General features: G+C 44.3%; 17 protein-coding genes. 10 read left to right on the plus strand and 7 right to left on the minus strand.

Features of this window, described 5'->3' with window-relative positions; translation table 11 throughout:
- Positions 1-6 precede the first annotated feature (6 nt).
- The 9 genes from B4Q04_RS03010 to B4Q04_RS03050 all read left to right on the plus strand — a co-directional run bounded on the left by B4Q04_RS03010 (position 7) and on the right by B4Q04_RS03050 (position 12,183).
- Entirely contained in the window at positions 7-1,452 is a 1,446-nt protein-coding gene (locus B4Q04_RS03010) for a SusD/RagB family nutrient-binding outer membrane lipoprotein (protein ID WP_088695962.1), read from the plus strand.
- Between the two features lie 82 nt (positions 1,453-1,534).
- The gene (locus tag B4Q04_RS03015; RefSeq protein ID WP_088695963.1) at positions 1,535-3,181 is read left to right on the plus strand and encodes an alkaline phosphatase family protein; all 1,647 of its coding nucleotides are present in this window, start codon (positions 1,535-1,537) and stop codon (positions 3,179-3,181) included.
- Positions 3,182-4,453, plus strand: coding sequence for a ComEC/Rec2 family competence protein (locus tag B4Q04_RS03020; protein WP_088695964.1), 1,272 nt, complete (start codon positions 3,182-3,184; stop codon positions 4,451-4,453). It begins immediately after the preceding gene.
- Positions 4,440-5,798 carry an aspartate aminotransferase family protein gene (locus B4Q04_RS03025; RefSeq protein ID WP_088695965.1) on the plus strand — a complete coding sequence of 453 codons (1,359 nt, stop codon included), beginning with the start codon at positions 4,440-4,442 and terminating at the stop codon, positions 5,796-5,798. Before B4Q04_RS03020 ends, B4Q04_RS03025 begins: the two co-directional genes overlap by 14 nt.
- A 49-nt stretch (positions 5,799-5,847) precedes the next feature.
- Positions 5,848-7,407 (plus strand): fibronectin type III domain-containing protein, encoded by a 1,560-nt coding sequence (locus B4Q04_RS03030; protein ID WP_236630959.1) that lies wholly within the window; start codon positions 5,848-5,850, stop codon positions 7,405-7,407.
- A complete protein-coding gene (locus B4Q04_RS03035) occupies positions 7,404-8,486 on the plus strand; it encodes a sulfatase-like hydrolase/transferase (RefSeq protein WP_088695967.1) in 1,083 nt (360 codons plus the stop codon). The genes B4Q04_RS03030 and B4Q04_RS03035 overlap by 4 nt, the downstream gene beginning before the upstream one ends.
- A 381-nt stretch (positions 8,487-8,867) precedes the next feature.
- On the plus strand, positions 8,868-9,731 hold the full coding sequence (locus B4Q04_RS03040) for a UDP-2,3-diacylglucosamine diphosphatase (RefSeq protein ID WP_088695968.1): 864 nt from the start codon (positions 8,868-8,870) through the stop codon (positions 9,729-9,731).
- Between the two features lie 22 nt (positions 9,732-9,753).
- Complete coding sequence (locus tag B4Q04_RS03045) at positions 9,754-10,767, plus strand: glycosyltransferase family protein (protein WP_088695969.1); 1,014 nt, start codon at positions 9,754-9,756, stop codon at positions 10,765-10,767.
- Positions 10,768-12,183: a GH1 family beta-glucosidase gene (locus B4Q04_RS03050; protein ID WP_088695970.1), complete on the plus strand. Its 1,416-nt coding sequence runs from the start codon at positions 10,768-10,770 to the stop codon at positions 12,181-12,183.
- A 216-nt stretch (positions 12,184-12,399) separates the two neighbouring features.
- On the opposite strand, the gene B4Q04_RS03055 is transcribed toward B4Q04_RS03050, so the two are convergent.
- Genes B4Q04_RS03055 through uxaC form a run of 4 tightly spaced genes read right to left on the minus strand, consistent with a single transcriptional unit; the run spans position 12,400 to position 16,556 of the window.
- On the minus strand, positions 12,400-13,695 hold the full coding sequence (locus B4Q04_RS03055) for a TRAP transporter large permease (RefSeq protein ID WP_088695971.1): 1,296 nt from the start codon (positions 13,693-13,695) through the stop codon (positions 12,400-12,402).
- Positions 13,696-13,700: 5 nt separating this feature from the next.
- Complete coding sequence (locus B4Q04_RS03060; protein ID WP_013992939.1) at positions 13,701-14,159, minus strand: TRAP transporter small permease; 459 nt, start codon at positions 14,157-14,159, stop codon at positions 13,701-13,703.
- Between the two features lies 1 nt (position 14,160).
- Positions 14,161-15,141: a TRAP transporter substrate-binding protein gene (locus B4Q04_RS03065; RefSeq protein ID WP_013992940.1), complete on the minus strand. Its 981-nt coding sequence runs from the start codon at positions 15,139-15,141 to the stop codon at positions 14,161-14,163.
- Between the two features lie 11 nt (positions 15,142-15,152).
- A complete protein-coding gene (gene uxaC, locus B4Q04_RS03070; RefSeq protein ID WP_236630984.1) occupies positions 15,153-16,556 on the minus strand; it encodes a glucuronate isomerase in 1,404 nt (467 codons plus the stop codon).
- A 304-nt stretch (positions 16,557-16,860) separates the two neighbouring features.
- On the opposite strand from uxaC, the gene B4Q04_RS03075 reads away from it, so the two are divergent.
- Complete coding sequence (locus tag B4Q04_RS03075; RefSeq protein ID WP_013992942.1) at positions 16,861-17,571, plus strand: SDR family oxidoreductase; 711 nt, start codon at positions 16,861-16,863, stop codon at positions 17,569-17,571.
- Positions 17,572-17,592: 21 nt separating this feature from the next.
- On the opposite strand, the gene B4Q04_RS03080 is transcribed toward B4Q04_RS03075, so the two are convergent.
- The 3 genes from B4Q04_RS03080 to kbl form a co-directional block, all read right to left on the minus strand.
- On the minus strand, positions 17,593-20,349 hold the full coding sequence (locus B4Q04_RS03080) for a PD-(D/E)XK nuclease family protein (protein ID WP_088695973.1): 2,757 nt from the start codon (positions 20,347-20,349) through the stop codon (positions 17,593-17,595).
- 63 nt (positions 20,350-20,412) lie between these two features.
- The gene (locus tag B4Q04_RS03085) at positions 20,413-21,771 is read right to left on the minus strand and encodes an OmpA family protein (protein ID WP_013992944.1); all 1,359 of its coding nucleotides are present in this window, start codon (positions 21,769-21,771) and stop codon (positions 20,413-20,415) included.
- Positions 21,772-21,884: 113 nt separating this feature from the next.
- Entirely contained in the window at positions 21,885-23,078 is a 1,194-nt protein-coding gene (gene kbl / locus B4Q04_RS03090; RefSeq protein WP_013992945.1) for a glycine C-acetyltransferase, read from the minus strand.
- Positions 23,079-23,089 lie beyond the last annotated feature (11 nt).

Below are 23,089 nucleotides of genomic sequence, written 5' to 3' on the forward strand. Positions count from 1 at the left end.
TTCAAGATGAAAACATCAAAAATAATAGCGATAATTTTTATCACGGGGTTAAACCTACTTGGTTGTACCGATGATTTTGAAGAAATAAACTCAAACCCCAATGCCCCTGAGGCAGTAAGCGCAAATCTGCTTACGGCTACGGCTACTTCTGAAATAGTACGTACCTTGACCCAAGAAGGGTATTCTGACGGAAACACCATTACCCAGCTCATGGCAAAAAACAACTTTCCAGGTTTTGGCCAATTTGAATGGGGAGATCAAGGACTGTGGAACTTCTTTTATCAGATTTTACCGGAGGTGAACGATATTTTGGAAATATCGAGGACAGAAGGCACTAAGAACAGTACCTATGAAGGTATAGCCTTATCGTTAAGGGCACTTTGCTTTGCCAATTTAACGGATCTTTATAACAACGTTCCATATACAGAAGCCCTTGTAGGTAAATCCGAGGGTGTTTTTACCCCCAAATATGATGACCAAGAAACTATTTACAATGGTATACTTGCTGATTTAGCCGAAGCCGATGCGGTTTTGTCCAAAGGTCAACCCATAACCGGAGCTACCGGCGATGTGATATACGATGGGGATGCCTCCAAATGGAGAAAACTGGCAAATTCCCTGCGATTGCGTTACTTATTGCGCATCTCCAAACAAAGGGATGTATCCGCAGAAATGCAGGCCATTGTTAACGACGGCAACTACATTACCACAAACGACGACAACGCGACCCTTACCTTTAGCGGCACCTCGAATACAGATTCCTGGCCCGAAAGCACAGGACGTATCGGTGGTTTTGACGAAAAAAGTTTGTGTACTACAGGACTGGAATATCTGACCCGTTTCAACGACCCTAGATTGGATATTTGGTTTGACCGCAATAGCAATGGCGAGTATGTTGGCATACCCATTGGACTGAACCAAGATAATGCCAGGGCTTACGATGATGCAAATAGCCCTAGCCGATTGGATGTTGAATTGTTCTACTTCTCCAGAACCGAAGCCGAGGCTTTCGTTATAAAAAGCTCCGAGGTTTATTTTATTTTGGCCGAAGCAGCGGAAAGAGGGTTCATTTCAGGTGATGCCGAAACATTTTATAATGAAGGCATCCGACAAAGTATGAAATACTGGGGCGTAACCGATGATGCCGTAATCGATACTTATTTGGCACAACCTTCCGTAGCATACAATGGAAGCGTAGAATTGCTAATGACCCAAAAAACACTGGCCCTATGGAACGTCGATTACCAAGGTTGGTTCGATTATAGAAGAACTGGTCTACCTGCACTCGAGGCCGGACCTGACAACGAGAACCAAGGTCGTTACCCTGTTCGATTTTTATATCCTTCTAGCGAACAAACACTCAACGAGGTCAATTACAAAGCTGCAGTTGAAAGCATCGGTGGAGATAACATTAATTCCAAAGGATGGTGGGAAACCGGAAGCCGCTATTAAAACATTTATTGTAAAAACAGGGGGTGCCTCGGCTTGCAATCGGGGCAACCCTCCTTGTTGATTTTAATCTTACACCCAAAAAATGAAACTACTAAAATCGCTTATTCGTGTTTTAACGCTCTGTGGAATATGTTCCCACTACGCAACGGCACAAGAAGCACCAAACCTCGGCATCGAACACGTAGTGGTCATAGGTTTTGACGGACTGAGTCCAGACGGACTGCAAAATGCACATACCCCGACTTTTGATAAACTCATGCAAGAAGGCGCCTATTCCTTGCATGCCAGGGCAGTGCTTCCTACGAGTTCAAGTTCCAACTGGGCCTCAATGATCATGGGTGCCGGCCCCGAACAACACGGTATTACCTCCAACGCTTGGGAACGCGATAATTTTACCCTTCCGGCGGTAACACAAAGCGAAGAGTTTATCTTTCCGACCATTTTTCAATTGACCCACGACCAAATAGCCTCCGCTGAAATAGGAAGCATTTATCATTGGAGCGGTTTTGGAAGATTGTTCGAGAAAAGTGCGGTTGATTATGACGTGAACCCGGAAACGGAAGACGAAACGGCTGTTTTGGCCAGCGCCTACATTAAAAGCAAAAAACCAAAACTGACCTTCATCCATTTTGACCATGTAGACCATGCGGGCCACGAATTTGGCCATGGCACACCGCACTATTACGAATCGGTCGAAAAGGCCGATGCCCTTTTGAAACAAGTCATCACGGCCATAAAACAGGCCGATTTAGCGGATAAAACCTTGGTCATCGTAAGTGCCGACCACGGAGGCTTGGGGAAAGGCCACGGAGGCGAATCGCTCAAAGAAATCGAAATTCCGTTTATCGTTTGGGGAAAAGGGGTGAAGCAAAACCATAAAATCACCCATCCGGTATACCAATACGACAACGCTGCCACGGTAGCCTTTGCCCTCGGAATCAAAACTCCACATGCATGGATAGGAAAACCTATTATATCGGCCTTTCAAGGTCATGAAATAAAAGATGGCTATACCGTTCTTGAGCAGTTGAAGGAACCTCTTATTTCCCCTAAGGCGGAAGGCTATAAAAAAGCGGGCGGAGTTTTCGTCGAAAAGGCTTCCCTGAAAATCGAAAACCCCAATGTAACGGGAGTGATCCGGTATACGCTTGACGGTTCATTGCCCACAAAAACTTCCAAATCTTACGAAAAGACTATCCCGCTAACCCAAAATACGGTAGTAAAAAGTGCGATGTTCAGAGGTGGAAAAATTAATAGTCCGGTAGCAGAGGCCTTTTTCAGAATACAACCCAAAACCCTATCAAAACCCGTAAAATACGAGCTTTTTTACATGGACAAGCTTTTGTTTTTACCTGCCTTGGGCGAAAAAAAACCAAATGCAACGGGCAACACCTTCGAAATAACCTCAGATGAAATAAAAGACAAGGTCAAGAGCAATACCGTAGTAAGGTTCACCTCGTATATCCAGGTGAAAGAAAACAGCAATTATAGGTTCTACCTTCGCTCAGATGATGGAAGCCAACTCTTTATTGACAACCAACTGATAGTGGATAATGATGGGGATCATGGTGTCAAGACGAAAGATGGCCAAATCAACCTAAAACCAGGCAAGCACGCCATTAAAGTACTTTGGTTCAATGGTGGGGGCGATGGTTGGTTGGATGTTTTTGTAGAAGAAGGCGATGCTGCCAAACAAATACTTACCCCTCCCTTATTAACCACCGATTAAATGAAGTTTCTCAATTTTTGTTTTATAACACTGTTTTCGCTGGGTACTACAGTTTGTGCCCAGCAAAATGGCAATGAACTGACTCCCTGGAAATATGGCATGCTAGACATACACCATATCAACACAGGCAGGGGCGATGCCGCTTTTTTCATTCTTCCGGACGGCACAACCCTTTTGATAGACGCTGGAGACCTATCTGAGACCCATGCCCGGACCCTTTCCGCCAGAAATGCCAAACGGGTACCTAATAATTCTAAATCGGCTCCGGAATGGATTGTTGACTATATTGGGCAATTCGCTCCAAAAGGCAAAATCCTACAACTCGATTACGCCCTCATCACCCATTACCATGATGATCATTTCGGGGAAATGGATGCCAATCGAAAACTAATAAAAGAAGGGGATTACGCCCTGACTGGAATAACCGAAGTAGGCCACCACATCCCCATTAAAACCCTTCTAGACCGCGGAAGCCATTTTCCTATCGACCTCAAGGATACTGAAATCCAAAAGGAAATCAATAAAAACGATGCCTATGGAATGATTCCCACGCTTCAAAACTACTGGAAGTTCATTTCCCATCAAACAAAGACCACCGGACTCCAACATAAAATATTTGAAGCGGGTCAAGTGAACCAGATCGCCCTTAAAACACAAGCCAAAGATTTTCCAGATTTCAATATTCGAAACATTGCGGTTAACGGCCATATATGGACGGGCCGTTCAAACGAAACCTTTTCACTGTTCAAAAAGGGCGAATATTCTGGTGAGAACCCCTTAAGCACTTGCCTTAAAATCAGTTATGGCGATTTCGACTATTTTACCGGAGGGGATATCAGCGGTATTGACGCTTTTGGCGGCACCGATATTACTTCATTGGAGTCTAACATTGCCCCTATCATCGGCGCTGTTGATGTGGCCACCTTAAACCACCATGGCAATCGCGATTCCCAAAATAGCTTTTACGTACGAAGCTTAAGGCCCCGGGTCTGGATACAACAAAATTGGTCTAGCGACCATCCGGGCGAAGAAGTCTTACGCCGGATTACATCTAGGGAACTCTATCCGGGTGAGCGGGATGTTTTCAGTACGGCAATGCTGCAAGCCAACAAAGATGTCATCGGAGAGCGACTTGACCAATATAAAAGTCAAAACGGCCACGTAGTCTTACGGGTTGAAAAAGGAGGGGCATCTTATAGAATATTTATTTTGAACGATACTTCAGAAACGCGGGAAGTTGTATCAGAACACGGTCCTTATGCATCCGAATAAAAAAATCAAACCCAACAAAAGAACCGAGGGCGATATTAATTACACCCCTGCCAGACAGGCTTGGTTAGACCACGAAATCGATGAAACTACAAAAGTCCTCCTTGAAAAAGATGCCCGTTATTTTTTTCACCAAGCCCTATCATCTCCCTGTCTCGACGTACTTAAAAACTGTGAGGGGCCCTATATAGAAAACCTTTCCGGTAAAAAATATCTTGATTTTCATGGCAATAACGTACATCAGTTGGGGTTTTCACACCCCAAACTCGTACAGCGCCTTACCGAACAACTGCAATCACTGACCTTTTCTACCCGGCGTTATACCAATGAAACGGCCATTAATTTTGCCGAGAAACTGGCCTCGCTTTTGCCATCGGACCTCAACCGCACACTTATGACCCCCAATGGTAGTGCCGCCATTGGCATCGCCCTTAAACTGGCACGGGCGGTCACCGGTAAATTCAAGGTAGTTTCATTTTGGGATTCCTTTCACGGTGCCTCTTTAGATGCCATAAGCGTAGGTGGGGAATCTGTTTTTCGCGAGCACATGGGGCCGATGATGCCCGGGGTCGAACGTATACCGCCACCAGTGACCTACCGTGGTATCTATGAAAACAACGAATCTAAATGCCTAGAATATCTAGAGTATGTATTTGCAAAGGAAGGCGATATAGGGGCCTTCTTGGCCGAGACCGTACGGAATACCGATGTACAGGTTCCCTCCAAAGCTTTTTGGAAAGAAGCCCGCAAACTTTGCGATAGATATGGCGTGCTATTGATTTTAGACGAAATCCCCATAGCCCTGGGCCGGACCGGAAAAATGTTCGCTTTTGAACATTACAACATAGAACCGGACATACTTTGTTTGGGAAAAGGCCTTGGAGGTGGTATCTTTCCTCAGGCCGCCATCGTTGCCCGTGATTCCTATAATAAATTCAGTGATATTTCCTTGGGCCATTACACCCATGAAAAGAGCCCCCTTGGAGCTGCTGCAGCTTTGACAACCCTAGAAATCATCGAAGAAGAAGGACTGCTGAGCAAAGTGAAAAAAGATAAGGACTTCATGTACCAAGAAATGAACAGGCTTCAAGCAAAGCATGATATTATAGGCGATGTTCGCGGCTTAGGACTACTCTGGGGCATTGAACTCGTAAAGAACCATACGACCAAAAAGAAAGCTATACACGAAGCGGAGAAAGTTATGTACGAATGTCTAAAAAACGGACTTAGTTTTAAGGTCTCGGCCGGTAACGTACTCCAACTGGCCCCAGCCCTCACTATTTCCGAAGATAAGCTTAAAGAGGCCATTCAAATTGTCGATAATTCCCTTACTTCGCTAAACCTTTAAACCAACTCAAAAAATGAAAAATACCTTACCTCTCTTAATTTTAACCTTTATGCTCTTTACGCTAGTACATGGGCAAAAAGTCCAATCTAGCTTATTGGTATCTCCGTACTTACAAGACGCCACCCCAAATTCCATCAAAATAATGTGGCAAACCTCTAGTGGGGAAGAGAGTATCGTAGAGTGGGGCACGACCCAGAAACTGGGAAAAAAAACAAAGGGCAAAGCCTTCGACGTCAACTTTACCGATTCTAGAATACACGAAGTTCAACTAGAAAACCTTAAAAGGTTTACCACCTATTTTTACCGTGTACGCACCGGAAAAACGGTATCGGACATCTTTCAGTTCAAGACTCCCCCTTTTGCAAGCGACAACCAATCGTTCAATATGCTTGCCATGAGCGATATACAAAAAGACCACTTGAATCCTGATAAGTTTTCAGAAATCGTAAACGAGGGTATTCTTCCCTATATTAAAACGGAGTACGGTAAAGAACTTCCCGATAACCTCGCATTGGTTTTAGTGCCTGGCGACCTTGTTGAAAACGGCACCAAATACGACCAGTGGAAAGACGACTTCTTTGCCCCAGCACAAAAACTGTTCTCGGAGGTTCCCGTTTACCCCGTACTGGGCAACCATGAAAAAAATTCGGCCTATTACTTCAAATACTTCAGCCTGCCAAAAAATGGAACACCTGCCTATGCCGAACACTGGTGGTATAAAGATTATGGCAATACGCGCATCATCGGCCTGAATTCCAACGAAGGCTACCGAGATATAGAACAACAATACACCTGGTTGAAGGAGGTTTTGGCAGAAGCCGCCAAAACCCCCGATATCGACTTTGTATTCGCCCAATTACACCATCCGCATAAATCGGAATTATGGATACCCGGAGAAGAGGAATCTACCGGAAAAGTAATTAAGCTCCTTGAAGATTTCACCACAAAAACCGGCAAACCCAGTATTCACTTCTTCGGACACACCCATGGCTATTCGCGAGGGCAATCGAAAGACCACAAACACCTTTGGGTAAATGTTGCTTCGGCCGGTGGTGCTATAGACAACTGGGGCGAATTTGAGGGTCGCGATTACGACGAATTTACCGTAACCCAAGATGAATATGGCTTTGTCATGGTAGAGGTAGATGCCACCGAGGGCCGTCCTAAATTCACTTTAAAACGAATAAGCAGGGGCAATGAAAACATCTCAAGATCCAACGAAAAGACCGATGAAATTACCATTTACGCCAAAAGCCACAAGCCCGAAACGCCCGAAGCCATTTCCCCCAAGGGAGAAAACATCGCATTTACCGGAACCACACTTAAAGCCGGCAGTTTCGCCAGTTCATTTGAGGGAGCCTATCATGCCGCAACGCATTGGCAAATTGCTACCAATGCCGATTTTTCAGATTTGATCTTAGATAGTTGGAAACAGTCGGAAAATTGGTATTATCTTGAAAATAGACAAGAAGGTGACGATCTTACCGATGAAGCTTCTAAAAGACTAAAGCCAGACACAACCTATTTCTGGCGCGTTCGTTATCGTGACCAACACCTGAATTGGAGCGACTGGTCGAACACCTTAACCTTTAAAACCAACACCCCATGAAAAAACTGATATTCTGTCTTTTTGGACTTCTTTTTGTAAATGCCCAAGCTCAAGAGAGCGATACAAAAGTGATATTGATTACTTTGGATGGACTACGATGGCAAGAACTCTTTTCCGGAGCGGATCCCCTTTTGGTGTCAAACCGCGCCTACGTTCACGATACCACGGCATTGAAATCCCGATTTTGGAAACCAACGCCCCAAGAAAGAAGAAAGGCCTTAATGCCCTTTGTTTGGAATACCCTCTCGCAAAAAGGACAAATACATGGCAATCGAAACCTCGGGAGTAAGGTAGACCTTACCAACCGAATGTGGTTTTCATATCCGGGCTACAATGAAATATTGACCGGAAAGGCCGATGATAAACGCATAAACAGTAACGACAAAATTCCCAATCCCAACACCACCATTCTTGAAATCGCCCATTCGGATGAGCGCTATAAGAACAAAGTCGCCGCTTTTGGCAGTTGGGATGTTTTTCCTTTCATCGTAAACGAAGAACGTTCCGGGGTACCGGTAAATGCCGGATTTGAAATTACCAAAGGCGATCAGCTCAACGAGCGCGAAAAATTCTTGAACGAACTACAGCCAAAGGTCCCCAGCCCATGGGGCACCGTTCGTTTGGATGCATTTACCCACTATTATGCTATTGAGCATATGAAGAAAAACCACCCCCAATTAACTTATATCGCCTATGGGGAAACCGATGACTTTGCCCATGACGGCAATTACGAAGCCTACTTGACATCGGCCCATAACACCGACGCCCTGCTCAAAAACCTGTACGATTTCACTCAACAAGACCCTTTCTACAAAGACAAGACCCTCTTTATAATCACTACAGACCACGGAAGGGGCACCCAACCTTTGGAAACTTGGAAAAGCCACGGCGACAAAATAAAAGGTGCCGGACAGGTATGGATGATTTTATTTGGAAAAGGCGTTTCCGCCCATGGTGAAATCTCAAGTCCGAAACAACTATACAGCAACCAGATAGCACCAACGGTTCTAAAGGCTTTGGACCTTAAAACCGAAGCGCCGAACATGCCCGGAAAAGTCCTATCCTTAAACAAAGATTGAAACAATGATTTTCATAATGATAGCTTGATATTAAGTTAACTCCCCAACAGTGTGTTTAAACGAATTTTACCCTGTGATTATTTGAGTTAGTCTAGTTTGAGTTAGTTTAGTAAAACCGGTGTATTTGTCTCATGCACCGGTTTTTTCATGCCGAAAAACCACCTCTTCACACGTAAAGATTAACTAACAAATTGTTAATCTAGAGTTTACGGCCGTGTCAACTAAAAACCCAATCTTTATCGAAACTTGTTTTCTCTGTATGAAAATAGTTCCGGTATACCTATCCGCCCTTATGGCCCACATTCTAATTTCGCAACTTAGAAGCTATTTTTCGCCTCCTAAAATTCAAAAAACCCAGAAAGCCTAGCCCCCTTCGTTACCATGAAAAAAAGACCTGTTGATATTGTTGTCATTTCAGACGTACACCTTGGCACCTATGGTTGCCATGCCAAAGAACTTATCAAGTACCTAAAATCTATCAACCCGAAGCAAGTAGTGCTCAACGGCGATATTGTAGATATATGGCAGTTCAACAAACGTTACTGGCCCAAATCGCACATGAAGGTGGTAAAATTGCTTATGGAGTGGATTGCCAAAGGTGTACAGGTACACTACATTACCGGCAACCATGATGAAATGATGCGTAAATTTTCCGGATTTAAGCTTGGCTCCTTCAGTATCGTCAATAAACTGGTCTTAACGGTACATGGCAAGCAGGCCTGGATCTTTCACGGCGATGTTTTTGATGTTACCATGCAGCATTCGAAATGGTTGGCAAAGTTGGGGGCCATTGGATACGATACCCTCATACTCATCAATAGCGCCGTAAATTTCTGCTATAAAAAATTTGGTAGGGGTCCTGTTTCCATGTCCAAAAAAATAAAGAACAGTGTAAAATCGGCAGTAAAGTTTATCAACAACTTCGAACAAACCGCTGCGGATATTGCCATAGAAAACGATTTTGATTACGTCGTATGTGGCCATATTCACCAACCCGAGATCAAATCCATAGAAACCGAAAACGGTTCGGTAATCTACTTAAATTCGGGAGATTGGATCGAAAACCTTACCGCACTTGAATACACCAAAGGCAAATGGGAACTATACAGGTACGAAGACGACATGTACATTCAATCCTACAATTCAGACCATAACGACCATGTTGATATGCTGGAAAAAAAAGAACTTTTCCAGAGCCTTATGTCAGAGTTCAACGATATGGTCGCATCAAAAGTAAGTAAATGACCCACCTCAAAAAACAAGGTAGATGAAAGTACTCTACGCCATACAAGGCACGGGAAATGGGCATTTGAGCAGGGCTCGCGACATCATTCCCGCCTTAATGAAAAAGAATATAGAACTAGATATACTGGTCAGTGGCACCCAAGCCGATATTAAACTTCCCTTTCCCGTAAAATACCAGCTAAGCGGATGGAGTTTTATATTCGGAAAAAAAGGTGGCGTTGATATGTGGAGCACCTATCTAAAGACAAATTCCGCCAGGATAAAGAAGGAAATAAAAAGCGTTCCGGTGGCGGCATATGATTTGGTCATCAACGATTTTGAACCCATTTCGGCATGGGCCTGCAAGACCAAGAACCTTCCTTGTGTGGCATTGAGCCACCAGGCGGCCGTTTTATCTCGCTATGCGCCCAAACCAAAGAAAAACGACCCCATAGGTAAGATCATACTCGAAAAATACGCACCGTCAACTACCCAATACGGATTCCATTTTAAATCTTATGACGAACGTATATTTACCCCGATCATCAGACAAGATGTTAGGTCCACTACCCGCACCTCGGGAGAACACTACACCGTTTACCTTCCCTCGTACAGCGATGAGAAACTCCTCCATATGCTCTCTCAAATAAAGGCTGTAAAATGGCAGGTATTCTCTAAGCACAACCAAAAAGAGATTTTTTCGAACAATATTACCATTAGCCCCATTACCAATGAGGCGTTTATAAAAAGTATGGCAAGCAGCAAGGGGGTGCTTTGCGGCGCAGGTTTTGAGACCCCGGCCGAAGCCTTACATATGCAGAAGAAACTTTTGGTCATCCCCATGAAAGGTCAATATGAACAGCAGTGCAATGCCGCCGCCCTAAAAGAAATGGGGGTTCCGGTAATCAAATCACTAAAGATGAAGCATATTGACAAGATAAAAGATTGGGTAGACACCGAAGTCAGGTTAGATGTACACTACCCCGATATTACCGATGAAATAATAGAATCGGTATTACAAGAATCGTTAACGGTTCAAAAAAACAGACCTCTTTAAATGACGCATACCAGTGGGACTCCCCTATTTGACTTGCAAGCTGAAGATTTTGGAACCGATTTTGTCTGGGGCGTTTCTACCGCAGCCTATCAGATTGAAGGCGCCTATAAAACCGATGGAAAGGGAAAATCAATTTGGGATGGCTTCGTAAGCAAAAAAGGAAACATTTTTCAAGACCAACACGGGCAGATCGCTTGTGACTTCTACAACAGGTACAAAGCCGATATTCTCCTGATGAAATCAATGAATATCGACCATTTCCGTTTTTCATTATCATGGTCGAGAATACTGCCCGACGGTACGGGCAAGGTGAATCAAAAAGGAATCGACTTCTATAACGCCCTCATTGATTTTTGTCTCGAGTGCGGCATTACCCCCTGGGTCACGCTCTACCATTGGGACCTACCCCAGGCCCTTGAAGACCTAGGCGGTTGGACCAATAGAAAAATACTTCATTGGTTCGAAGCCTATGCACAAATTTGCGCCGAAAATTTCGGTGACCGCGTCAAACATTGGATGGTACTCAACGAACCTATGGTATTTACCGGGGCGGGCTATTTTTTAGGCGTACACGCCCCTGGTAAAAAGGGACTCAAAAACTTTCTTCCCGCTATACACCACGCCGTTCTATGTCAGGCCTTGGGCGGAAAGACATTACGCAAAACCGTACCAAAGGCCGTAATCGGAACCACTTTTTCCTGTTCGCAAATTACACCTCGCTCCAAAAGCAAAAAGGATATCAAGGCAGCCCACAAGGCCGATGCGCTTTTAAACCGACTGTTTGTTGAACCGAGCCTGGGCCTTGGTTACCCTAATGAAAGTATACCCGTTCTTCGGAAAATAAAAAAATACCAAAGACCCGAAGACGCCCAGAACAGCGTTTTTGAGTTTGATTTTATCGGTATTCAAAACTATACGCGGGAAGTCGTTCGCCACAGCTATACGGTACCCTATTTAAGGGCTAAAATTGTAAAGGCCACGGAGCGAAACGTCCCAACGACCTTAATGGATTGGGAGGTTTACCCGCCCAGCATATACGAAATGTTGAAAAAATTCAACGCTTACAAGGGTGTAAACAAGATTTTGATTACCGAAAATGGAGCCGCCTTTAAAGACCGTATGGAGGAAGGGGAAGTCAATGACACCCAACGAACCTCCTATCTTCAAAACTATCTCGCACAGGTCCACAAGGCCCGTTCGGAAGGATTAAAAGTATCGGGTTATTTTGTATGGACCTTTACCGACAATTTTGAGTGGGCCGAAGGCTATTATCCGCGGTTCGGTTTGGTGCATATCGATTTTCAAACCTTAAAGCGCACCATCAAGGCTTCGGGAAAATGGTACGGTAATTTCTTAAAAGGAAGAAAACACACGAAAGCCATTAAAACCAAAAAAACCGATGTCCCCATCGGCTGAATATTATTCAAGCTAATTCAAATAAGAACGTATGCCGGATATTGCACGGCAAAGATGGGTCTTATTCGGGCCCTGACCGTAACCCTAAGATTAGGGCTTTATTATGCTTGTGTTAAGCATGAAATTACCTCGCTACCCTTAAAATCAGAGTGGGGTGCATACGAGCACCCCACAAATATAATCCGTTCATAAATCGGTCCAATACGCTAGGGCATCCTACAAATCGAACAAACTAGGCAACCACAGACTAAGCTGCGGAATATAGGTTACGAGCAGTAGGGCTATTATCATGGCGATAAACAATGGAAATAGCGGTTTTATGACCTTTTCTATGGTAGTATTGGCAATACCGACTCCCACAAAGAGCACTGAGCCCACGGGCGGCGTACAGAGTCCGATACAAAGGTTCAGAACCATAATAATACCAAAATGCACGGGATCTAATCCTAATTTGGTTACCACCGGCAAGAATATGGGCGTAAAGATCAATACCGCCGGGGTCATATCCATAAAAATACCAACGAACAAAAGCAGTAAGTTGATGATAAGCAGTATTACGATTTTATTGTCACTGATGCCCAAAAGCCCAGAGCTTATTTCTTGGGGAATATTCTCGTATGATAAGGCCCAAGACATACTCATTGAAGCTCCGATCAAGAGCATGACAATAGCGGTCGTAGAGGTAGAATCCAATAAAATCTTAGGAAGCCGTTCGAATGAAATCTCCTTATAAAAGAGTCCCAACAACAGACTATACAGTACGGCTATGGCCGAAGCTTCGGTTGCCGTAAAGACTCCCACAACTATACCGCCAATAACGACTACCAACATAAAAAGACTTGGAAGGGCATCGACAAATGTCTTAAAGATCTGTTTGAACGAGCTGCGTTTCCCAACCTTATAGCCCTTTTTCTTTGCCCAGAACGAAGCAACGATCATCAGGAAGAGTCCCGTCAATATTCCAGGAATATACCCAGCCAAGAACAGGGCCGCGATCGAAGCCCCTCCACTTGCCAAGGAATAGACGATAAGCACGTTACTAGGGGGAATGACAAGACCGGTCGTAGCGGCCGTTATATTTACGGCAGCACCAAATTCACGGGAATAGCCTTCCCTTTCCATCTCCGGCCCTAAAATACTTCCCATGGCAGACGCAGCGGCCATAGAAGAGCCTGCAATGGCCCCCATGAGCATGGCGGAAACAATGTTGATCAAGGCCAAACCTCCGGGCAAAGCGCCCACTAGGGTCTTCGCAAAGGCGATCAAGCGGTGTGCGATACCTCCCTTGTTCATCAATTCCCCAGAAAGGATAAAGAGCGGAATCGCCAAAAGCGCAAAACTGTCAAGTCCTGTCCCTATACGTTGGGAAACCGTTGTGAATGCCGGTAATACCGGAATGCTCACCAACATGGTAAGCACAGATGATATGGCGATACTCCAGGCAACGGGGGTTCCAATGGCCAATAAAACCACAAAACTCAGCACCAAAACTAAAATTGGTAAATACTCCATAATACTTAATCGTTAAGAAGGTCAGATATTTTATAATAGATAATGAGCAAGCCACTTATGGGTATCACCAAGTATACCACGGATAAAGGAACTTGCAAGGCCGGAGAATGCTGGTCGAGTACATGCGTAATATACACCAATCGAGACCCTCCGATGACCAAGGCCCCTAGGCTAAAGAGTATCACCAACCAATGGACCACTAGCTGTAGTTTGCGCTGGGTTCTTTCACTGAAGCGTTTTGGCAGAACATCAATGGCTACGTGCAGGTTTTTTCCCGACACATATGCCGCACCCAATATCCCGATCCAAATCATAAGGTACCTAGCCAATTCATCCGTAAAGGAGCTCGGAGAGCCCAATAAAAATCGGCTGAACACCTGCCACAGAACGTTTAACACCATAACGCCCATTATCGTAACGAGAAAATAGGCCAACACCTTGTCTATGTTTTTCCGTAATTCCATATTATTTGGTTGCTTGAATTTCTTGAATCAATTTATACATGGCCTCGTCATCCTTGTACTTGTCAAAGGAATCCTTGATTTTTTCGGAAAAGAGACTTTTATCGGGCCTGATAATTTCAACCCCTGCCTTTTCTACCTCGGCCAATGCTTCCTCTTCCGATTCGGCCCATAGTTTACGTTGGTAACCGATGGATCCGTCAACGGCCTGCTTGAGCCAGCCTTGTTCTTCTTCGGAAAGGCTATCCCACAAATGGGTACCTGCCAAAAGTACATCGGGCAATACGGTATGTTCATCTAGGGTATAAAATTTACAGACTTCGTAATGTCGGGAAAGATAGAAGCTAGGCGGGTTGTTCTCCGCACCGTCGACAACACCTTGTTGTAGGGCCGTATACAGTTCGCCCCAAGAAATGGGCGTTGGTGAACCCCCTAGGTCTTTTACCATGTCCATGGCCGTAACACTTTCCATAACCCTGATCTTTAAACCTTCAAGGTCTTCCGGACTATTTATGGGGCGGTCTTTGGTATAGAAACTACGGCTTCCGGCATCGTAATACCCCAATCCCTTGAGCCAATATTGCTCACCGTCGTTCAACAGTTCCTGCCCAATAGGGCCGTCTAACACATCGAATGAGTGTTGCCTGTCCCTAAACAAAAAGGGCAGGCCCAATACCTTCATTTTTGGCGCGAAGTTCTCCAAAGTCCCTACCGACACCTTGGTCATATCCAAGCTGCCTATTTGCAGGAGTTCCAAACATTGGCGCTCTGTACCCAATTGCTGGTTCGGGTAAATTTCGAGGCGCATTTTGCCCCCTGAGACCCTTTTCAGGTCCTCACCCATCTTAACCATGGCCTTGTGTACCGAATGATTGACATCGAGGCCGTGGGCCAAACGCAAGGTACGGGTCCCGCTAAGCTCGCCACAGCCATTTACCAACAGCATACCTAGGCTGAAAAAAACAACTTTTAAATATAGTTTCATGTAGCTCTTAATTAAAGATCGAAGTATTCTTTTGCATTATTGTAGCAGATGTTCCGTACCATGGTACCGATCCACTCCATATCGTTGGGAAGTTCGCCCTTGGCCATTTCATTGCCGAACAGGTTACAGAGAATCCGACGGAAATATTCGTGCCTAGGAAAGGAAAGGAAACTTCTTGAGTCTGTAAGCATCCCGATAAAACAGCTGATAAGTCCCATATTCGACAAGGTGTTGATCTGATCGATCATACCGTGCTTTTGATCCAAGAACCACCATCCGGAGCCCCATTGTACCTTGCCCTTGACACTTCCATCGTTAAAGTTTCCGGTCATGGTTGCCATTAAGGCATTGTCCCTGGGGTTTAAGTTATAGAGTATGGTCTTGGTAAGTTTATTTTTGCTATCGAGGGTATCAAGAAATTTAGAGAGACTCTCGCCTTGGCTATAATCACCTATGGAATCCCATCCCGTATCGGGACCCAATTCGGAAAGCATTCTCGTATTGTTGTTACGCAAGGCCCCCAAATGAAACTGTTGTACCCAACCAAATTCGTGGTAAGTCTCTGAAAGGAACAACAAAAGGGCACTCTGAAATTTCGCCGCTTCCAAGGGACTTACTTGACTTCCGCTTCTTCTTTGTTTGAAAATAGCTTTTACTTCCGATTCGGTAAAATCTTCGGCATACAGGTGCGATAGACCGTGGTCGCACACGAAACAACCGTTAAAATTAAAATATTCGATTCGTTGCCGAAGTGCATCACACAGCTCGTCATAGGTAGTAATTTCGGTGTCGCAAACCTTTGACAAACTATCGACATAATCATTATAGGTTTCGCTACCGATCAAGATAGCCTTATCGGGCCTAAAGGCCGTGCTCACCTTGGTCTTAAAATCGCTTTTCACCAATTGTTGGTGATATTCCAGTGTATCGATCGGGTCTTCGGTAGTACAAAGTACATCTACGTTCATTTTTGTGATAAGCCCCCTGGCACCAAAGTCTTGGGACTGTAGCATTTCCGTAGTGGCATCGTATACCGCTGAAGCGTTCTTTTCGTTCAGGGTCTCCGTAATTCCAAAATACCGAGACAACTCCAGATGCGTCCAATGGTACAATGGGTTGCGCATCGTATGCGGAACCGCTTGGGCCCATTTCATGAACTTCTCCTTATCGGTAGCCTCGCCCGTTATGTATTTCTCATCGATACCTAGGGTACGCATGGCTCTCCACTTGTAATGGTCCCCATCGATCCAAGCCTTTGTAATACTCGTAAAAACCCGGTTTTCGGCTAGGTCTTTAGGCGGTAAATGGTTGTGGTAATCGATAATGGGCATCTGGGCGGCATACTCGTGATAGAGGGTCTGTGCCTGCTTGCTCTCGAGCAAAAAATTATCGTCTAAAAATTTGGTCACTTTTATTGGTTTTTCAACGTAGTTCAAACTTCTTTTTTCTTTTACAGGGCTTTCCATGGTTCTAGAAACAACCTGCTGCCTCTAAAATAGGTTACTATTCTGGTATAGGCAAGAAAAACTACACAATCAACGTTAGGGCAACAAACACTAGTCAATATTAACAAAGCCGACTGTTAAAATTGCACAAATAGTATCGTATTGACCACATTCAGAATTAAAACGGCCAAGATCTCGCATTTAAGAAAAGTATAACGCCCTTCTCTTTCTTCTCTGTTTAAATCGATTTAATTTTATAAAAAAAACGAAACACATGGATGTAAAGGATAAAGTAGTATATATCACGGGAGGATCAAAGGGAATCGGTTACGGGGTAGCCGCCAAATTATTAGAGTCAGGGGCCCGAGTGGCCATCAGTGGACGCACGCTTGAAACCGTACAGGAAGCTGCAAAGCAGCTCGACGCGGAAGGCCGTGTTCTAGCCTTGGCATCAAACGTTGCCAAACATGGCGATGAAAAGGCAGCGGTTCAAAAGATATTGGATACTTGGGGCCAGTTAGATGTGGTCGTAGCCAACGCCGGTGTAGGCCATTTTGCCCCGGTAGACGAACTTGAAGAGGATGCCTGGCACCAAATGATAGACACGAACTTGAGCGGTGTATTCCACACCCTGAAGGCGTCGGTAGAAGCCTTGAAAAAATCAAAGGGCTACTACATTACCCTGGCGAGTTTGGCCGGCACCAACTTTTTTGCTTCGGGAGCCGGATATAACGCCTCAAAATTCGGGGTGGTCGGTTTTACCCAAGCGGCCATGCTAGATTTGCGCAAGTATGACATCAAGGTATCTACCATTATGCCCGGTTCGGTGGCGACCGATTTTGCCGGTAACGAAACCAATGAAAAGGATGCCTGGAAAATTCAGCCCGAAGACATTGGCGAACTTGTATATGACCTGCTGAAAATGCATCCGCGTACCTTGCCAAGTAAAATAGAGGTACGACCTACAAGACCGGATAAAAAATAAATAGGAAACCTATGGTATAAGCTAGACTTCCTTTTCGGTGAAGGGAATGTTTATATCACAGATTTCGGTAATTAGGGCGCTAAGCTCGGTAGAGAATAGGGAAAGGGTTTCTTTCCCTATTTTTGTTTCCTTTTTAGCCCCGTTCCCCGCCTTATCCTTGGTAGCGAACTTCATAACGCCCGACCCCAGTTTCTTAAACGATATGATCCCCGCTTCCATAAGCACCCCTGGGTGTTCCGATGCATACATGCCCGCGTAGCACAGCAGCTGAAACGCTTTACTGAACTTATAATCGGAGGTAATGGATGTACCATTTACAATTTCCAACTGATTCCGTTCAACACTACCCGTTTTGTAGTCTATGATCCTCAAGGTACCATCAACCTCATCGATCCTATCGAGTTTTCCTTTTAGGTTGATCGGGAAGTCAATCCCATCAATGTCTAAGGCCACCTTTAAATTTTCCTCCAAACCAATGATCTTGATCTGATGTTTTTTGACATCGGCAATTTCAAGATTGATGAAATTCTCGATATAACGGAGCACTACATTAAATGCTATAAGGTTCTTCCCCCTCGAAATATCACCATCCAAATAGGTCTTGGCAAAGTGTTTTTTTACCAGTTCCACCACTTTTGTTTTAGCATCCACCAGCTTTTCCTCAGTCAAGATGCTTCCTATAAAAGGTGTATAGAGTTCCTCTAAGGTATCGTGAACGATAGTTCCGAAAGTATTGGCGGCTATGGTTTCTTCCACCTCCAACACATCGTCTATACCGAGTAAATTGCGCTTGTAAAAATCAATGGGGTTGCGTACATAATTGCTCAGCGAGGTCGGTGAAAACCCCCTTAGGGCATGGGCCTTTATCAATTCGATTAAACCCGCGTCTTTTTCTATAGATTCCAAGGCGTGCAGTTTCGGCACTATTGCAGGAGAGGCCACGCTCTCATGTATGTTCAAGCTTCTATTTTCATCGGTCAGCAATTGGTTGATAAGCCTACTGCGCTCACCGCCTTCCAATACATCAGGTTCGGTGTTGTAAAGGATATAGACATTTTTAGCCCTTTGTAACAAGCGGTAAAAGTGATAGGTGTAAACCGCATCCTTTTCCTTATAGGTAGGAAGGCCCAATTGCACCTTAAGATCAAAGGGAATAAAAGAGTTGTTCGATTTTCCCGAAGGTAGGATGCCTTCGTTGACCGAAGTAATGATTACGGTCTCAAAATCTAGGTTACGGCTTTCGAGCATTCCCATTACCTGTAGGCCTTCTAAAGGCTCCCCTTGAAAGTCAAGGGTTTCAGAAGACAATAGCTCACGGTAAAGTCCCAATAAAGATTTAAGGTCGGTTATAAACTCGTACTTGGTAACCAGGTCCGATAGCTGGTTGAACAGATTGAAATACCTATAAAGATACTCCAATGCCAGGGCATCCTTAGCGTTATGAAGCCGGTCTTTAAGGACCGCGATGATACGTAAACAGAGTTCCAGAATTTCTTTGGGAGAAGGTGTTTCCTTATGAAAAAGAAGCTGGGTAGCCCCTCCTTCGCCCCCTTCTATCTGTTTGATCTGATCCGCATTTATATAGACCCAGTTCTTACTTTTAATAGTTTCCTCAATAGAATTCCCCCTTTCGGCCGTATTCCCGGCGTGCAAAAGGGTCTGCACGTACGGATGCGCCAAAAACGACAAAAGGTTCTGGTAAAACCAACCCTGTTCGTTGCGATTGATATACAAATTGATGAACTGGTCGAACAAACTGGCCAAGGGAATCTTGTTCAAAGGATAGCCCATGGTAACATTGACCCTTTCGATGCTTTCAGGTATGGAATTCAAGACAGGGTTCAAAAGGGATTCATCGCCCAACACTACCGCGGTACGGGCTAAATCAGCGGGTTGTTTGGCCTGTATTTCCTCTAGTAAGTGTGCCGTATACTTTGCTTGCGATACATTTTTCGGCACACCGATAATATTGATATTCTTATCGCCAAGGTAATAGGAACTTACTCCTTTTAAGGCGTTGTTCTTAAGATAAGGCCATGTTTTAAGATGCTGTCTTAAAAAAAAGCCTGCATCGTGTACCTTATCCTCAAGAAAATAAGAATCAATATCCCAATAGATATCGGAGTCGGCATGTTCGAGTATATGCTGTATGATTTTGGTTTCCGCCGTATTCAAGGCATTGAACCCAATAAAAACGAAGAACTTGCCAGGGTTCTCATCGAGATAGTCGCCCAACTTATCATACGCTTCGCGATATACCAAACCCTGATGTCCAAGGCCAGAAGACAAAAGGGCCTCGTTAAAATTGCTGTAGAGCGATTCGAGATTATGCCAAAAACGAAGGTAATCTTCCATCATTTGGGTCTTCTCTTTCTGAACCGACCAATGTGTCAGTTCTTGAATGGCGGCAAGATTCGAAAATAGCCTTTTGGCGTCAACTAAATATCGATCGATCTCGTTAAAATCTTGTAAAAGGGTCTGCGCCCAATTGGAGAAACTATAAAAGCTGTCCTTCTCTTTTGAAGACTCCTTAAGATAGGTGTTGTATAGGATGAAGAGTTGCTGGGTATTGGTAGCATACGATAAACCCGAAATCTGTTCGATAAAGGTTTCGATACTGTATATCTCAGGGGCAAAAAAGGTACTGTCGGCCGATTTGGCAATAGCATTTTTCAGAAACGTACCCGCACGCTTGCTCGGCAGCACAAAAACGATATGCTCATGTGAACTGTGCTTATTCCAAACTTCTTTGACTACTTCCTCTAGAAAACTCTGCATAGCCAAAAATAAAAAAAGCCCTGACAAATGTCAGGGCTTTTCAATTTATTTAGTTGAGAGAAATTACTTCACTAAGTTGATTTCAACTCTTCTGTTTTCTTTTCTACCACTTCTTGTGTTGTTAGAAGCGATTGGCTTTTCTTCACCGTAACCGATAGCAGACAATCTGAACTCTTCGATACCTTTTTCTACTAAGAACTCTTTTACAGCAAGTGCTCTTGATTCAGAAAGGCTTTGGTTCAATTTCTTGCTACCAACACTATCAGTGTGACCTTCTACTGTAAATTTAGCAGTTGGGTACTCTTTCAAGATAGTGATGATGTCAACCATTACAGAAGTAGACTCAGCTTTGATAGAAGACTTACCTGTATCGAACAAGATAGTTCTAGCGTAGTCGTTCAATTGTTTTTGAACTTCTTCAGTAACTTCAGGACAACCAGCGTTAGCTACAGTACCTGCAACTTCTGGACATTTGTCATCTTTGTCCAATACACCGTCACCGTCAGTATCAGGCCATGGGCATCCTTTGTTCTCAGCAGGACCTGCTTCGTTAGGACACTCATCGTCACCATCGGCAACACCGTCACCGTCAGCATCAGGACAACCTGCTAGGTTAGCCAATCCAGCTTCATTAGGACATTTGTCATCTTTATCGGCAACACCGTCACCGTCAGCATCAGGACAACCGTTCATTTCTTTAGAACCAGCTTCGTTAGGACAAGCATCTTTGCTGTCTTCGATTCCATCACCGTCAGCATCAGGACAACCGTTGAAAGCTTCTAGACCAGCAACTTCTGGACAGGCATCATCTTTGTCATATACACCATCACCGTCAGTATCGGTACCACCAAATTTAACAGAGATACCGGCTAAATGTTGCCAGTGCTTACGACCGTAATCTTCGAAAGCGTGCTTGTAAACAGTCTGTACAGTAAGACCGATGTTGTCAGTAAACCAGAAGTTTACACCAACACCACCGTTAACGGTACCAGCACCAATTTCGTCAACCCAGGTATAACCTCCACCTACTTCTACGAATGGATCTACAACTTTTTCCTTAAGGAAGTTATATTTAATTGTACCATCTAAAGCGTAGTGCGAAAGATCGTCTACACCTATATCACCTAATTTGCTGATTTTGTTCAAAGATCCTCTAACACCAACGGAAAGACCGTCACCTACAGATCTTGACACACCAACATAGGAGATAGAAGGAAGAATATTCCAGTGGTCCGAAGCGTTCATAAGCTCATTACCGAAAGAACTAGTCTGTGTCGGGAAATTGTCATCGCTTGTCGGGTACACATCTATGGCATTAACTCCGAATTGTACTTGCCATGGATTATTCTCGTCTTGCGCTTGTATGTTATTGATGCCTACAATAAGGACAGCAACAACCAATAATTTGCTAAGATGTTTCATGTTCAAATTTTTAAGTTTAAGTGTTTATTAGCTGCAAATGTAAGTTGTTAAATATTATTAACAAAATCAATTTCTTATTTTTTTTAACGCATTTAATGCCGTAAATAGTGCATTTAAACGATTTTTAAGTCCTTTCCAACCTCGATAAATGCCTCTATAGCACGGTCTAAATGCTTGATTTCATGGGCAGCAGATAGCTGAACACGAATTCTCGCCTTCCCTTTTGGGACTACTGGGAAGAAAAATCCTATTACATAAATTCCTTTTTCTAACAAACGACTCGCCATTTCCTGCGCTAATTTGGCGTCATACAGCATTACGGGCACAATTGCCGATTCCCCATCTATAATATCGAAGCCGGCTTTCTTCATTCCTTCCTTGAAATAGGCCGCGTTTTCCTGCACCTTATCGCGTAGCGAAGCATCCCTTTCAAGAAGTTCGAATACCTTAATGGAAGCCCCTACGATAGCGGGCGCCAAAGAATTGGAAAACAGATAGGGTCTAGAACGTTGCCGTAGAATTTCTATAATTTCCCTTTTACCGGTAGTATATCCGCCCATGGCACCACCAAGGGCTTTGCCCAAGGTACCCGTAATGATATCGATACGGCCCATAACACCTTTTTCTTCCAAAGTGCCTTTTCCGGTCGGGCCTATAAAGCCGGTTGCATGACATTCATCTATCATAACGAGGGCATCGTATTGATCCGCCAAGTCACAGATCTGATCCAATGGAGCCACGAGACCATCCATAGAGAATACGCCATCCGTTACGATTATCTTGAACCGTGCCCCATCTGCATCGGCCTGCTTCAATTGTTTTTCAAGGTCTTCCATGTCGCTATTGGCATAGCGGTAACGTTTGGCCTTGCACAATCTCACCCCATCAATAATGGATGCGTGGTTGAGTGCATCGGATATGATGGCATCTTCGGCTGTAAACAAGGGCTCAAAGACCCCACCATTGGCATCAAAGGCCGCAGCATATAATATGGTATCTTCCGTACCGTAAAAATCGGCTATTTTCCTTTCGAGCTCTTTGTGTATGTCTTGGGTACCGCAAATAAAACGTACCGACGACATACCAAAGCCATGGCTATCAAGGGTATCTTTGGCCGCCTGTATCACTTCCGGATGGGACGAAAGTCCCAAATAATTGTTCGCACAGAAGTTGATGACCTCTTCTCCCGTTGAAATTTTGATCACCGCCCCTTGTGGCGACGTGATAATCCGTTCGCTTTTATAAAGACCTTCTTCCTTGATCTGCGCCAGTTCTTGCTTTAGGTGCTCCTGAATTTTTCCGTACATCTTTTCCTCTA

The sequence above is a fragment of the Zobellia sp. OII3 genome, from assembly GCF_002211465.1.
Lineage (GTDB): Bacteria > Bacteroidota > Bacteroidia > Flavobacteriales > Flavobacteriaceae > Zobellia > Zobellia galactanivorans.